Source organism: Micrococcus lylae NBRC 15355 (assembly GCF_001570885.1).
GTDB classification, from domain to species: Bacteria; Actinomycetota; Actinomycetes; order Actinomycetales; family Micrococcaceae; genus Micrococcus; species Micrococcus lylae.
Map to the genome: position 1 here is coordinate 32,887 of NZ_BCSN01000019.1, position 14,217 is coordinate 47,103.

9 protein-coding genes are annotated in these 14,217 nt (G+C 73.3%); 5 read left to right on the plus strand and 4 right to left on the minus strand.

Going from position 1 to position 14,217, the window contains the following annotated elements:
• Window positions 1-27: 27 nt before the first annotated feature.
• The 3 genes from MLY01S_RS05700 to MLY01S_RS05710 all read right to left on the minus strand — a co-directional run bounded on the left by MLY01S_RS05700 (window position 28) and on the right by MLY01S_RS05710 (window position 2,704).
• Entirely contained in the window at window positions 28-789 is a 762-nt protein-coding gene (locus tag MLY01S_RS05700) for a uridine kinase family protein (protein WP_245232071.1), read from the minus strand.
• A 164-nt stretch (window positions 790-953) separates the two neighbouring features.
• Window positions 954-1,610 (minus strand): MBL fold metallo-hydrolase, encoded by a 657-nt coding sequence (locus tag MLY01S_RS05705; protein WP_067190148.1) that lies wholly within the window; start codon window positions 1,608-1,610, stop codon window positions 954-956.
• Window positions 1,610-2,704 (minus strand): S-(hydroxymethyl)mycothiol dehydrogenase, encoded by a 1,095-nt coding sequence (locus tag MLY01S_RS05710; RefSeq protein ID WP_067190150.1) that lies wholly within the window; start codon window positions 2,702-2,704, stop codon window positions 1,610-1,612. Before MLY01S_RS05710 ends, MLY01S_RS05705 begins: the two co-directional genes overlap by 1 nt.
• Window positions 2,705-3,008: 304 nt before the next feature.
• Here MLY01S_RS05710 and MLY01S_RS05715 point away from each other — a divergent pair, with 304 nt between their 5' ends.
• Window positions 3,009-3,845, plus strand: a complete 837-nt coding sequence (locus tag MLY01S_RS05715) for an SOS response-associated peptidase (protein WP_067190152.1) — start codon at window positions 3,009-3,011, stop codon at window positions 3,843-3,845.
• Window positions 3,838-5,034: an arsenic resistance protein gene (locus tag MLY01S_RS05720; RefSeq protein ID WP_082739760.1), complete on the plus strand. Its 1,197-nt coding sequence runs from the start codon at window positions 3,838-3,840 to the stop codon at window positions 5,032-5,034. The genes MLY01S_RS05715 and MLY01S_RS05720 overlap by 8 nt, the downstream gene beginning before the upstream one ends.
• A 126-nt stretch (window positions 5,035-5,160) precedes the next feature.
• Here MLY01S_RS05720 and MLY01S_RS05725 read toward each other — a convergent pair whose 3' ends face one another.
• Window positions 5,161-7,137 carry a calcineurin-like phosphoesterase C-terminal domain-containing protein gene (locus MLY01S_RS05725; protein WP_067190156.1) on the minus strand — a complete coding sequence of 659 codons (1,977 nt, stop codon included), beginning with the start codon at window positions 7,135-7,137 and terminating at the stop codon, window positions 5,161-5,163.
• Window positions 7,138-7,523: 386 nt separating this feature from the next.
• Between MLY01S_RS05725 and MLY01S_RS05730 the strand changes: the two genes are divergently transcribed.
• From MLY01S_RS05730 to MLY01S_RS05740, 3 genes are all read left to right on the plus strand, one after another.
• Window positions 7,524-7,853: a DUF6504 family protein gene (locus MLY01S_RS05730; protein ID WP_067190157.1), complete on the plus strand. Its 330-nt coding sequence runs from the start codon at window positions 7,524-7,526 to the stop codon at window positions 7,851-7,853.
• Between the two features lie 193 nt (window positions 7,854-8,046).
• A complete protein-coding gene (locus tag MLY01S_RS05735; protein WP_067190159.1) occupies window positions 8,047-12,006 on the plus strand; it encodes a DNA polymerase III subunit alpha in 3,960 nt (1,319 codons plus the stop codon).
• 133 nt (window positions 12,007-12,139) lie between these two features.
• Window positions 12,140-13,885: an HNH endonuclease signature motif containing protein gene (locus tag MLY01S_RS05740; RefSeq protein ID WP_255218009.1), complete on the plus strand. Its 1,746-nt coding sequence runs from the start codon at window positions 12,140-12,142 to the stop codon at window positions 13,883-13,885.
• Window positions 13,886-14,217: the final 332 nt, after the last annotated feature.

Genomic DNA, 14,217 nt, shown 5'->3' on the forward strand with positions numbered 1-14,217 from the left:
CCCACGCCCGTGACCTGCGGCGCGGGCTCAGGCGTCCTCGGCGGGGGCACCGGCCATGGCGAACAGGTCGTGCTGCATGTCCGCCGTGGAGCGGGCCACGAATCCGGCGTCCACCGCGGCCTGCTTCCGGGCGCCGTCCGTGCGGAACAGGGCCCAGCCGCGCTGGAGCAGGAAGGGGATCGGCTTGCGGCGCTCGGCCACGTCCCGGGCGAAGCGGCGCACGGCGGTGGTCACCGGCGACTGGTCGATGTACCAGGCGTCGAAGGGCACCCCTGCCGCCTCGAGCAGGGCCGGCATCTGCGTGGCGAAGATGCCCTCGGCCACGATCGGCCCGCCCACGCCGCCGGCACCCGAGGCGGCGGCACCCGAGGCGTCGGCCTCGGAGCCGTTCCCGTACTCCAGGTGCAACGGCACCGTGCCCACGATCGAGGACGTGGAGATGTCGTAGTCCGGGATCTGCGCGGTCCCGGTCTGACGCAGCTGCACGATCGCCTCGACGGCGGCCGGGCCGTTCCAGGTGCCGGCGTCGTCCCAGTCGATCTCCCCGTAGGGGGTGCGCGGGAAGGCCGGGCCGTCCCCGCCCTCGGCGGCGTCCTCGGACTGCGGCCGGTAGAAGGAGTCCAGCGGCAGGTGCGGACGGCCGTAGCGGCGGGCGAGGAACGACTTGCCGGAGCCGGACGCCCCGCCGATCAGCACCACGCGTGGCCGGGGGGTCGCCCCGGCGGAGCCGGTGGTCCCGGACGCGGCGGGCTCGGGCTGGACGGGCTCGGGCTGGGCGGTGTCGTTCACGGTCACCCATTCTGACAGACCCTCCTCAGATGCTGTGCGCCTGCGGAAGGGCCACCGCGCCAGGGCTCCGAGGGCAGACGACGACGGACCCGGCGCCTTCCGCGGAAGGCGCCGGGTCCGTCGTCGGGACGGGGCCGAAGGCCCGCACCGTGGTGGCAGGGCGGTCAGTGGCCGCGGGCGATCCACTCGTCCAGGTGCGGTGCCTCCGCGCCGATGGTGGTGGAGTCGCCGTGGCCGGTGTGGACCACCGTGCGGTCGGACATCGGCAGCAGGCGCGTGGAGATGGACTCGATGATCGTGTCGAAGTCCGAGTAGCTGCGGCCGGTGGCGCCGGGGCCGCCGGCGAACAGGGTGTCGCCGGAGAACACGACGCCGGTGGGGGTGCCCTCCTCGTCCTTCTCGCCCAGGGCCGGGGCGTGGAAGCACACCGAGCCGGGGGAGTGGCCCGGGGTGTGGCGGACCTCGAGCTCCACACCGGCCACGCGGAAGGTGTCGCCGTCCTGCAGGGCGCCGTCGGGGGCCTCGTCCGGGAACACGGCGTCCCAGAGCATGCGGTCGTCCGGGTGGATCAGCACGGGCGCGTCCACCATCCGGCGGAACTCCATGACCTGGCGGATGTGGTCGTCGTGGCCGTGGGTGAGCAGGATCGCCAGGACCTGACGGCCGTTGACGGCCTTCCACACGGCGTGCGCGTCATGGGCCGGGTCGATGACCACGCACTCCTCGGCACCGCCGACGATCCAGACGTTGTTGTCCACCTCATGGGTCTCCCCGTCCAGGGAGAAGGTGCCGGAGGTGACGATGTGGTCGATGCGTGCCATCAGAGCACCACCACCGAACGCAGGACGTCGCCGGACTTCATGGTGTCGAAGGCCTCGTTCACCTCGTCGATGCCGATCTTCTCGGTGACGAACGCCTCCAGCGGCAGACGGCCCAGGCGGTACTGGTCCACGAGCATCGGGAAGTCGCGCTCGGGCAGGCAGTCGCCGTACCAGGAGGACTTCAGGGCGCCGCCGCGGCCGAAGACCTCGAGCAGGGGCAGCTCGATCTTCATCTCCGGGGTCGGCACGCCCACGAGCACCACGCGGCCGGCGAGGTCGCGGGCGTAGAAGGCCTGCTCGTAGGTCTCCGGGCGGCCCACGGCCTCGATGACCACGTCCGCGCCGACGCCGCCGGTGGCCTCACGGATCGCCTCGACGGCGTCCTGCTCCTTCGAGTTCACGGTGACGGTGGCCCCGAGCTCCTCGGCCTTCGCCAGCTTCTTCGGGTCGATGTCCACGGCCACGATCGTGGTGGCGCCGGCCAGCTTCGCGCCGGCCACCGCGGCCACGCCGACGCCGCCGCAGCCGATGACGGCCACGGACTCGCCGCGCTTGACCTCGCCGGTGTTCACGGCGGCGCCGATGCCGGCCATGACGCCGCAGCCCAGCAGGCCGACGGCGGCCTGCTCGTCCACCGAGTCCACGCCGTCCACCCTGGTGCACTGGCCGGAGTGGACCAGGGTCTTCTCGGCGAAGGCGCCGATGCCCAGGGCGGGCTCCAGCTCGGTGCCGTCCTCCAGGGTCATCTTCTGCTCGGCGTTGAAGGTGGAGAAGCAGTACTTCAGGTCCCCCTTCTTGCAGGCGCGGCACTCGCCGCAGACGGCACGCCAGTTCAGGATGACGGTGTCCCCGACCTCGACGTTCGTCACGCCTTCGCCGACGGCGGAGACCACGCCGGTGGCCTCGTGGCCGAGCAGGTAGGGGTAGTCGTCTCCGATGCCGCCCTCGACGTAGTGCAGGTCCGTGTGGCAGACGCCGCAGGTCTTGATGTCCACGACGGCCTCGCCCGGACCCGGGTCCGGGACCACGATGGTGGTCAGCTCGACGGGGGCGTCCTTCGACCGTGCGATGACGGCCTTCACCTTCTGGGGCACGTGGGCTCCTCTCCTGTGGGGTGCACGGGCGGACGGTTGCGGCGCGTGTGTGCCGGTCCGGGGCCCGCGGGCCTTCGGGCCCGCAGTGTGGTCGGAGCGGCGCCACGCCGGTGGGGCGTCCTCCCGCGTCGGTCCCTCCATCCCATCACAGGGTCGGCGGCGGATGCACGGGTCACAGGTCCGGTGGGGCCGGCGCGCAGCACGCGTGGCGTGTGGCGCCGTCGCCCGGGACGGGGAAGACTTGATGCGGCAGACGAGTGCGCTGTGACCGGAGGCCGAGCAGACGAGGGGAAGGACCGTTGAGATGTGTGGCCGCTACGTGATGGCCCGTGCCACCGGGGACCTGGTGGCCCGGGGCGGCGCCGAGCCGGACGAGGAGCTGGTGCTCCGGGAGAACTGGAACGTCGCCCCGACGGCCGAGGTGCCGATCCTGGTGGCGCATGCGGGGAACGCCGGGGCGGGTGACGGCGACGCCGCGGTGACGCGGCGGATCCATGTGGCCCGCTGGGGCCTGGTGCCGCCGTGGGCGAAGGAGCTGTCCGTGGGCTCGCGTGCGTTCAACGCCCGCTCCGAGACGGTGGCGCAGAAGCCGACGTTCCGGGCGGCCGTGCGTGCCCGCCGCTGCGCCGTGCCCGTGGAAGGCTACTACGAGTGGAAGGCCCCCGACCCCGGGCAGAAGGGCGCCGACGGGAAGGCGGCGAAGAAGCAGCCGTTCTACGTGCACCCCACCGGAGCCGGTGACGGTGAGGGGCCCGTCATCTGGTTCGCCGGCCTCTACGAGTGGTGGAAGGACCCGGAGGCCCAGGCCCGCGGCGAGGACCCGTGGGTGCTCTCCTGCTCCATCCTCACCTGCGCCTCCCCGGACCCGGAGGACGACGACGGCACCCTCGCCTCCCTGGGGCGCCTGCACGACCGTCTGCCCGTCCCCCTGGACGAGTCCCTGATGGCTGACTGGCTCGAGCCGGTGAAGCTCGGCTCCGCCGAGGAGGCGGAGGACCTCGTCGGGCGCGTGGTGGAGCACGCCGAGTCCGTGGCGCGCGGCTGGCGGCTGCGCCCCGTCGGCACCGCCGTGGGCAACGTGCGGAACAACGGGCCGGAGCTGATCCGGCCGCAGGGCGGGGTGCAGGAACGCCTTGTCTGAGCGGCACGCGCAGGAGCCGGCCCGCGGGCAGGCAGGGCACGAGGAGACGGGGCCCGCGGACGATGTCGCCGTGCCCCGCCCTGCCGGAGCGCGGCCGTCCGGGGACGTGACGGCGCAGACCGAGGCGACGGCGCCGCCGTCGGGCCTGGAGCAGCACCAGGTGTGGCTGTACCTGGGTGCGGCCGTGCTCGGCGGGGCCCTGGGCCTGGCGGTGCCGGGTGTGTCAGCGGTGACCGGTGTGCTGCTGTGGCCGCTGCTGGCGGCGCTGCTGTTCGCGACCTTCGTCCAGACCCCGCTGCAGCGGCTGCGTGAGGCCGGCCGGGACGGCCCCTGGCTCGGCACCGTGCTGGTGGCCAACGGGCTGGTGATGCCGGTGTTCGCCCTGTGCCTGGTGGCCGGGGTGGAGGTGTTCGGCAGAGTGCTCGTGGGCTCCGAGGCCCAGGTGACGGCCCTGGCGCTGGGACTGCTGCTGGTGCTCGCGGTGCCGTGCACGGACTGGTTCCTGACCTTCTCCTACCTGTCCTGGGGAGACCGGGCCGCGGCTGTGGTCATCACCCCCGTGAACCTGGTGCTGCAGCTGGTGAGCCTGCCCGTGTGGGTGTGGCTGTTCACGGTGCTGTGGGGAGGCATCGGCGCGGGCGTCGGAGGCGCCGGAGGGGGACTGCCGGGCCTCGGGGCGGCGCTGCTGAGCCCGGGCGTGATCACCGGGGCCGTGCTGGTGGTGCTGGTGCCGCTCGGAGCCGCCGCGTTCTTCGAGCGGTCGCTGCAGCGCTCGCCGGTGGGCGAGGCGCGGCGTGCGCGGCTGGCCCGCTGGCCGATCCCGCTGCTGACCGCCGTGGTCTTCCTCGTGGCCGCCGGCAGTGCGCCGGCGGCGGCCGAGGCGTCCGGCGTGCTCTGGGTCGGCGCGCTGGTGTGCGTGGTCTACCTCGGCGGCGCGGTGCTGGCCGGGACCGTGGCCGGGGACATCGCCGGACTGCCGCGCCCACAGCGCCGCACCCTCGTGTGCACGCTCGGCACGAGGAACTCGTTCGTGGTGCTGCCGATCGCCCTGGCACTGCCTGCCGGCTGGGAACTGGCCGGTGCGGCGATCGTGACGCAGTCGCTCGTCGAGCTGCTCGGCATGGGCCTGGTCAGCCGCTGGATGGCGGCCCGCGCGGTGCGGGGAGAGGAGGCGGCGCCGGCGCTGTGAGCAACGGCCCGGTCCCGGTCGGCAGGGCGCGGCTCGGTCCCGGCCTGCAGGGCGCGGCCCCCGTCCCCTCGAGGAGGGGACGGGGGCCGTCGTCGTGGCGGGACGCGCGTCAGCGCGCGGCGAGGATCAGCGCACGGTGAAGTCGATCGACTCGGTGTGGCGCTCGCCGTTGAGGTCCGTCACGGTGACCTCGGCGGTGTGCTCGCCGGCGGTCAGGTCCGACGGCAGCGGCAGGCGCCACAGGTGCATGGTGCGGTCGGCGAGGGAGCCGCCGTGCACCAGCTGCTCCTGGGCCGCAGTCGGGTCCGAGTACTCGGCGCCCACGCGGACCTCCTCGCCGTCCATCTCCTGGGTGCGGGTCGCGGGGACCGGTTCAGCTCCGTCCACGCTGACCTCGACCCGGGTGCCGGTGGCGCCCATGAACACGTTGGCGGTCAGCCAGGTTCCGGCCAGGTCCTCGGCGGCCACGGTGTGCGGGTCCGCCAGCGGCTTGGCGCCGCCCTTCTTGGCGTGGTCCTGGTTGGCCTCGAACCACTCGCGGTAGGCCGGGGTGTTCAGGCCGAGGCTCATCTGGTCGGAGCCGTCGTCGCCGCGGACGGTGAAGCGGGAGGCGATGCCCTCGGCGGTCAGGTCCAGGGTGACCACGCCGGGCAGGGCGCCGTCGCGCTGGGCGGCCAGCGGGTACCGGTCCCCGTCCACGAGGCGTCCGGAGTACCAGTCGCCGGAGATCGCGCCGGCCACCAGGTGGTCGAACGGCAGCCCGTCGATGCCGAACAGGTCCTTCCACCCGGCCACGAGGTCGCCGGCGCGCAGGTTCTCGGTGGAGTGGGTGTGGCCGCCGACCGTGATGACCTCACGGCCCTCGAGCACCTCGTAGATCTCGGGCACCTGGTCGATCGAGTGGGTGGCCGAGGTGCTGTCCGCGAAGGACATCAGCGGCACGTGGGTGCCCAGCACGATCTTCTTGTCCTTCGGGGTCGCGGCGATGTCCTGGCGCAGCCACTCCATCTGGCGCTCGTCGATCGAGCCGTTGTAGCCGCTGGAGTCTGCGAGCGGGTACTCCACGGAGGACAGGGCGATCACGTGGGCGTCACCGACGTCGTAGGAGTAGTACTCGGGCCCGAGGGCGGCGCGGAAGCTGTCGAAGGCGTGCTCGGAGTCCGGGGTGTCGAAGTCCAGGTCATGGTTGCCGGGCAGGAACCAGGCCGGGCCGTTGAGCATGGAGGACAGCTCGCGTGTCTGCGGGTACAGGTCCGGGCGGTCTCCCACGATGTCGCCGATGAACAGGATGCCGCAGTCCGTGTAGTCGGTGCGCTCGGCCAGGTCCGCGAACGCGCCGGAGCGGGCGTACTCCACCTCCTGCTCGGTGTAGGTCTGGACGTCGCCGCCGATCAGGCAGCGCTGGTCCTCCTCGGCCATGCGCTCGTCCGCCACCACCGGGAAGTTCACGGCGGCCGGGAGCTCGCCGGTCGGGGCGATGCCGCCGTGCTCCAGCTCCGGGGAGCCGTCCGGCAGGTGGTGGTAGTGGAACTGCGGGACGTTGTCCGCGTCCACCGGAACGCGGTAGCCGGTGGGCTGGGTGACGAAGACCGTCATGTTGTCCCGGACGGGCAGCTCGTAGCGGCCGTGCTTGTCCGTGAGGACGACGTCCTCGCCGTTGGAGACGCGCACACCGGCCAGGCCCTTCTCCGAGGGGTGGCGGCGGGAGTCGCGGTCCGCGTCCACGAAGACGCGGCCGGTGAGCACGTTCGGGTCCTTCGGGCGGGAGTCGTGCGGGGTGCGGCGCACGTCCACCTGACCGCGGTAGGCGTCACGGTCCCAGTCGAACTCCTCCGGGGTGCCGGGGTGGTGCGGGTGCTTCGGTCCCTTGCCCGGGTGCTCCGGGTGGACCGGGTGCGGGTGCTTCGGTCCCTTGCCGGGGTGCTCCGGGTGGACCGGGTGCGGGCGGTGCTGCGGAGAGGAGGCCGGAGCGGCCGCAGCGCCGGCGGACTCGCTCTCGGCGAAGGCGGACGGGGCGATGACGGCTGCGGAGAGCAGTCCGCCGGTCAGGGTCAGGGCGAGGGCTCCGGCGCCGAGGCGGCGGACGCAGGCGGTGGTCTTCACGATGTACCTCTGTTCTGCGGTTCTGTCGTCGGGGACAGCCCCGGGGCACGCGCCGTGAAGCGCGCCGTTCCCTCCGGCGTGCCCCCGCACGCCCCGGCGCGGCATCGAGCCTGACAGCACGGTGTGACGTGCCGTTGACGGCCGGATGAAGGGCACCGCACCGGACCCCGACGCCCCCGTGACGCTTATCGTGTCCGGCCGCCTCCGTAGCTTCGGGGAAGCGATTCGAACACATGTTCGAGTAGCATGGTGGGTGCGGCCTTCCCAGCGCTTCCCGTCCAGGGCCCCTCGGGGCCTGCCGCTCCCACCGCCCGACGGCATCCCGCCGTCGGGTCCGCACACGCCGGTCCGCCGGCAGAACCGAGCAGGGAATCAGGGAGAAGACCATGGGAATCTTCACGCAGTCCGTCGCCGTGGAGTGCGCGCAGGACGGCACGCCGCACCGGCTCCGCTGGAACGGTCGGGACTACGCGCTCGCCGAGCGTCCGGTGCGCTGGTACGAGCGCCGCCGCTGGTGGGCCGAGGAGCACCGGGCCGAGAAGGGCCGTGGCGCCGGCCTCGTGGACCACGAGATCTGGCGCCTCCAGGTCCGGCTCGCCCGTGCCGGCAACGCTCCGCTGCAGACCGTGGACGTCGCCCATCACCTGGACTCCGGCCGCTGGCGTCTGATCCGCATCCACGGCGGGGTCTGCCTGCCCCTCGTGGCCACCGCCTAGCCCGCACCTGTCCGCCGCACCGTGAGGTGCGGGCCTTCGCCCGCCCGTCCTTCCCGACGCCGGCCCCTTCCCTCCGTCGTCCGCCTCACCCACGCCTGTCCGCGCTTCCCGCCGCGCTCTGTCCGCGCTTCCCGCCGCCCGGTCCGTCCGCCGTCATCGGGCGGTGCCGGTTCCGTCGAACAGGAGTGTCAGCATGACCGAGACCGCCGAGCCCTTCGCCCACCTGCAGGTCGCCAGCGCCTTCAGCGCGCACTACGGAGCGTCCTGGCCCGCCGAACTCGTCGCCGCCGCGGCCGCCGACGGGCAGCGCCTGCTCGCCTGCACCGACCGCGACGGCCTCTACGGCATGGCCAAGCACGTCTCCGCGTGCAGGCAGCACGGGATCGCCCCGATCGTCGGCGTGGACCTCGCCGTCACCTGGGCAGACCTGCCGCCGGGGGAGCGGCCGGGGACGCAGGAGCCGGGGGCCGATGCCGGCCGCGTGGTGATCCTGGCCCGCGGCGGCTGCGGGGGCTCCGGGTACGCTGCGCTGTGCCGGGTGGTCTCGGCGGCGCACGCCCGCACCACGGGCGGCGCCGGCGGCGGTGCCCCGGTGATCACGGTCGCCGAGCTGGCCGCGGCCGCCGCCGGACCGGTGCCCACCGCGGCGGACCCGAAGAACCCGCCGACGCCCGAACTGTTCGTCCTGGTCGGCCCGGACTCGGACGTCGGCCGGCACCTGGCCCGCCGCCGCTGGAACGCCGGCCTGCAGGCGCTACGGCGGTGGAAGGCCGCTCTGCCCGCCCGCAGCCTGCACGTCAACGCGGTCAGCCACCTCTCCGCACCTGGGCGGCGGTGCGACACCGGGCACGCCGTGAAGATGGTCCGCGCCGCCGCGCAGGTCCGGGTGCCCGCCGTGCTCACCAACGCCGTCCGCTACGCCGCCCCGGACGGGGCCGCCACCGCCGACGTCCTGGACGCCGTCCGGGCCCTCAGCGCCCTGGACGGGGCGCACGACCTGCAGCCCAACGGCCAGGGATGGCTCAAGCCCACCGCGGCCATGCGGCGGATCGCCGCCGAGGTCGCGGACGCCGCGGACATCCGCCCTGCGGCCCTGCTCGCGGCCACCCAGGCATTGGCCGAGGCCTGTGCCGTGGACCCTGCCGAGGACCTCGGATGGGGGCGGCCGCGTGTTCCGGAGGCGGCCGTCGTCGGGATCGAGGGGGACCCGGCACGGGTGCTGCGGGAGCGGACCCTGGCGGGGGTGGCCGACCGCTACCCGGACCTGTTCACGGGCACGGCCTTCGCCGCCACGGCGGCCGGCCGGGAGCTCGAGGAGCGTGTGGAGCACGAGCTCGGGATCATCTCCCGGCTCGGGTTCTCCGGGTACTTCCTCACGGTGGCCGAGGTGGTGCGGATGATCGAGGGCCGCGGCGTGCGCGTGGCGGCTCGGGGCTCGGGAGCGTCCTCGCTGGTCAACCACGCCCTGCGGATCTCGCACGTGGACCCCATGGCGCAGGGGCTGCTCATGGAGCGGTTCCTCTCGGACGACCGCTCGACCCTGCCGGACATCGACATCGACGTGGAGTCCGCCCGCCGCCACGAGGTCTACCGGGCGCTGTTCGAACGGTTCGGACAGCAGCGCACCACCCTGATGAGCATGCAGAACGCCTACCGGGCCCGCGGCGCCGTGCGGGACGCCGGGCTCGCCCTGGGCATGCCGGACCCGGAGGTGGACGCGGTGGCCAAGCAGCTGTGGCGGTTCTCCGCCTCCCACTTCCGCGACGCCCTCGAGCGCATGCCGGAGCTGCGCGGCTTCGCCGAGCGCCTCGAGTCCGGGCGCCGCGAGGGCAGCCGGCAGCTGGACCTGCTCGTGGACCTCACCGAGCGCCTGGACCGGCTGCCGCGGCACATCTCCATGCACCCGTGCGGCGTGATCCTCGGGGACGCCTCCCTGCTGAAGCGCACCCCCGTGCAGCCCTCCGGCCTCGGCCTGCCCATGAGCCAGTTCGACAAGCACGACATGGACCCCATGGGCATGCTCAAGCTCGACGTCCTCGGCGTCCGCATGCAGTCCGCCATCGCCTACGCCCTCCAGGAGGTCGCCCGCACCACCGGCGAGCAGGTGGACCTCGAGCAGGTTCCCTTGGACGACCCCGCCACCTACGAGATGATCCGCACCACCCACACGCTCGGCTGCTTCCAGATCGAGTCCCCGGGCCAGCGGGAGCTGATCGGCAAGCTCGCCCCGGAGCGGTTCGAGGATCTCATCGTGGACATCTCCCTGTTCCGCCCCGGCCCCATGCAGTCGGACATGGTGCGCCCCTTCCTGGAACAGCGGCACGGGTGGGCGCCGGCCCACTACCCGCACCCGGACCTCGTTCCCGTGCTCGCCGAGACCCACGGGGTCACCGTGTTCCACGAGCAGGTGCTGCGCACCTTCGACGTCATGACCGGCTGCGGCCTTGCCAAGGCCGACGAGCTCCGCCGTCTCATCGGCTCCGACGCCGAGACCCGTGTGGAGGAGTTCTTCCGCTCCCGGGCCCTGTCCCGCGGCTACAGCCTCGACGTCATCGACGAGGTCTGGGCCACCCTCCACGCCTTCGGCTCCTTCGGGTTCTGCAAGGCGCACGGGGCGGCGTTCGCAGTGCCCACCTACCACTCGGCCTGGCTGAAGACGCACCACCCGGAGGCGTTCATGGCCGCGATCCTCGAGCACGACCCCGGCATGTACCCCGCCCGTCTCATGATCGCCGAGGCCCGCCGCATGGGCATCCCCGTGCTCCCCGTGGACGTGAACCGCTCCTCCGACCACGTCCGCGTCGAATGGGTGCCGGACCATCCCGAGCTCGGACTGCCGCCCCGCGATGGAGGCCACGGGGGAACGCCCGAGACCCTCTTCCCGACGACGGCACCCGCCTCCGCCGGTGGGCCGGCAGGAGGGGGTGAGGCGGCCGTCGTCGGGGAACCGCCTGTGCCGGGACCGTCTGCGCAGGAGGCGTCTGCACAGGGGGCGTCTGCACAGGGGGCATCTGGGCAGGGGGCGTCTGCGCAGGGGGCCTCCCGCGGGCCGGGACGCTGGGGGATCCGTCTGCCGATGAGCGCGCTGTCCGGGCTGAGCGAGGCCGAGGTGCGGCGGCTCGTGGACGGGAGGCCCTACATGAGCCTGGCCGACGTGCGCGACCGTGCCCGGCCGACCGCCCGCAATCTCGAACGGCTCGCGCAGCTCGGGGCGCTGGACTGCCTGCTGCCGCCGGGCGGGGCCTCGCGCACGGACCTCGTGCACCATCTGGAGATGCAGCACTCCGCCGGCTACGGCTCGGGTCCGGGGCGGCTCGCCACGACGTCCCGGAAGGCGCGGCCGCGGCAGGTGGACGGGCAGCTGTCCCTGGACCTGCCGGATGTGGAGCTGCAGTCGCTGACGCCGATGTTCCCGTCCCCGCGGAACGCGGACCGGGTGCGCACCGAGCTCGACCTCACCGCCCTCGACGTCACCGCACACCTCATGGACTCCCACGCCCCCTACCTGGAGGCGCTCGGGGTGACGAAGGCGGAGCGGCTGCTCTCGCTGCGGTCCCAGTCGCGGGTGCTGGTCGCAGGGGTGCGCGTGGCCACCCAGACACCGCCGATGCGCAGTGGCCGGCGCGTCGTGTTCGTCTCCGTGGACGACGGCACCGGCTGTGTGGACACCTCCTTCTTCACCGAGGCCCAGCACGCCTCGGGGGAGATGCTGTTCTCCTCCCGGCTGCTGCTGATCGAGGGGACCGTGCGCCGCACCGGAGCGAAGGCCGTGTCCGTGCAGGCCGTGCGCGCCTGGGACCTCCACCGGCCCGAGACCCTGCCCGACCCCGACTACCTCGACTCCACCCGCGATGCCTGGGCCCGCTGGCTCCGGGCAGACCGGGAGGCTGCTCGGCGGCGGGCGGCGGAGAGGGACGGTGTGCTGGTCGGCGCACGAGCCCACCCCGGCCGCCTGCCGGAGGTGCCCCACCATGCGACGGGCCACTGGCCCGTCAAGGCCGACGTCGGCCGGGTCGCCCGCGACCTCGACGTCGCCCTCGCCGGCGCCCGGGCTGGCGGCGAGCTGCCCTGGCCGGTCCGCAGGTCCGATGACCGTGCCGTCCCGGTGCCCCACCCGGACACCTGGGAGCTGCTTCCGACGCCGGACGGCTGACCGGGGTGCGTGCCGGCCGGGACGCAGGGTCTTGTCCGCAGGAGACGTCAGGACAGTGCGGGCCCGGCCGCCGGTGGCGCTTATCGTGTCCGGCCCGGATGTTCGAATGTATGGACGAAGGGAGGTGGGGTGCATGGCACTCGCAACAGAGACGAGGAACAAGGCCGGGGACGAGCGGCCACCCGGTACCGTGCGCCCCGGAAGTCTTCGGGACCGGCGTGATCCCCGCGCCCGCCACTTCCCGAACATGCCCATGGCCCACGAGGTCGCCGTCGCACAGCGATTGGCCGACCACGTGGTGCGCCGGCTCGAAGGGCCGGACTGGTGGGCCACCGGAGAGCAGGAGGACCTGCCCGAGCTGATCTCAGACGTCGAACGGCTGGCTCGGACCGTGGCGGCGGCCCAGGCGATGCTGGCCGGACACGTCGCGAAGGCGCACGAGAACGAGGCCGACCGCGAGGAGATCCTCGGTGTGCCCCGGGGCAAGAGCGCCCACCGGGATGCCGCCGACTACCTCCGCAGCACCCTGCGCGTGGATCGCCGCGAGGCGAAGCGGCGCATCGCGCGGGCGGCCGCGACCCGTGAGCAGCAGGCCTTCGTCACCGCGCCGGTGACCCCGCCGCAGCTGCCGGCCGTCGCCGCGACGATGAGCCGCGGGCACGTGGACCCCGCTGCCGGCGACGTGGTGGTCAAGACCCTCACCGAGGCGCGCACAGACGCCCGTCTCGCCGGAGTGCCGGACACCGAGGCGGACGCCATGATCGCCAGCGCCGACCGGCTCCTGTCCGAGCAGCTCACCCGTCTCGACGCCGACTCGATCCGCCGTCTCTGCCAGCGCTGGCGCCAGAACGTGGACGCCGTCGTGATGCCGGACCACGGTGCGCCCACAGAGGCCGAGCTCAACGCTGCGCAGGGCATGTTCTACCGGGGCCGACGTCGGGGGCTCCACCGGTGGGAGCTGCTCGTCACCGACGCACAGAACGAGGTGCTGCAGACCCTCGCGTCAGCGGCCACCAACCCTCGGGCCGACCGGGAGGCCGGCGGTGGCCGGTCCAGCAGCCGAGCGGCCGCCGCACCGCACACCGATCTGCACACCGATCCGCACACCGATCCGCGGACCCGCGGCCAGAAGCAGGCCGACACCGTGATCAGCGCCCTGCAGTCGGCCCTCGCGCACGCCGGCTCCGAGGTGCTTCCGAGCAGCGGCGGTCACCGTCCCCAGCTGCTCGTCACCATCGACTACGAGACGCTGCTGCGCCAGGTCAGCGGTGCTGTCCTGGGTGCCGACGGCACCGGCGCCGACCCCGCGTGGACGAACGGCACCGCCCCCGGGTGGACGAACGGCACCGCCCCCGGGAGGACGGACGGAATGGGGGCTGCCGGCGTCACACTCGGAGCGGGGGTTGCCGGCGTGGCGTTCGGAACCGCACACGGCCGGGCCCTGTCCTGCATGGACTTCACCGGTCCGGTCGATCCGCGGCAGATCCGTCGCATCGCCTGCGACGCAGACATCATCCCCGCCGTGCTCGGCGGTGAAGGCGAGATCCTCGACCTCGGCCGAGCCCGCCGACTCTTCACCCGTGCCCAGCGCAAGGCCATCACCGCCCGCGACGGCGGATGCGCCGCCCCCGGCTGCACCATCCCGGCGGCCTGGTGCGAGGTCCACCACATCGACCACTGGGAGCACGGGGGTCCGACCGACGTGGACAACGGGGTGCTCCTCTGCTCACACCATCACCATGCGGTCCACTCCGGGTGGTGGGAGATCGACGTCGAGGACGGTGTTCCCTGGTTCACCCCGGCCCGGCACCTCGACCCGGATCGGACGCCGAGACGGAACCAGTACCACCGGACGCGGGGACATCCGCGGCACGAGTAGCGCAGGAGGCAGGGACCGCAGGCGGGTCGTGGGGTCGTGGGCCTTCCTGTGCCCGTCTGCCGCACGCATGCCCGCCGGCCCGTACGCCTGCCTGCCTTCCCGTACGCATGCCTGCCTGCCCGGGTCTAGACTTGTCCCGGCTGGCGGTGGCCCCCGTATGCCACCAGCCCTGAAGCCTGATGTGAACAAGGAGCACCCATTGTCCGACCCGAAGAAGATCCTCATCACCCTCGACGGAGAGATGCGGGAGGTGGCTGAGGGCACCACCGGTCTGGAGCTCTACAAGGACCAGAAGACCACCGTCGTCATGCGCGTCGACGGCCATCTCTGGG

Excerpts from the sequence above, each read along its gene's own strand:
- MLY01S_RS05730 (WP_067190157.1), top strand. The coding sequence starts at position 7,524 with ATGGGAATCTTCACGCAGTCCGTCGCCGTGGAGTGCGCGCAGGACGGC.
- MLY01S_RS05715 (WP_067190152.1), top strand. The coding sequence starts at position 3,009 with ATGTGTGGCCGCTACGTGATGGCCCGTGCCACCGGGGACCTGGTGGCC.
- MLY01S_RS05735 (WP_067190159.1), top strand. The coding sequence starts at position 8,047 with ATGACCGAGACCGCCGAGCCCTTCGCCCACCTGCAGGTCGCCAGCGCC.
- MLY01S_RS05705 (WP_067190148.1), bottom strand. The coding sequence starts at position 1,610 with ATGGCACGCATCGACCACATCGTCACCTCCGGCACCTTCTCCCTGGAC.
- MLY01S_RS05740 (WP_255218009.1), top strand. The coding sequence starts at position 12,140 with ATGGCACTCGCAACAGAGACGAGGAACAAGGCCGGGGACGAGCGGCCA.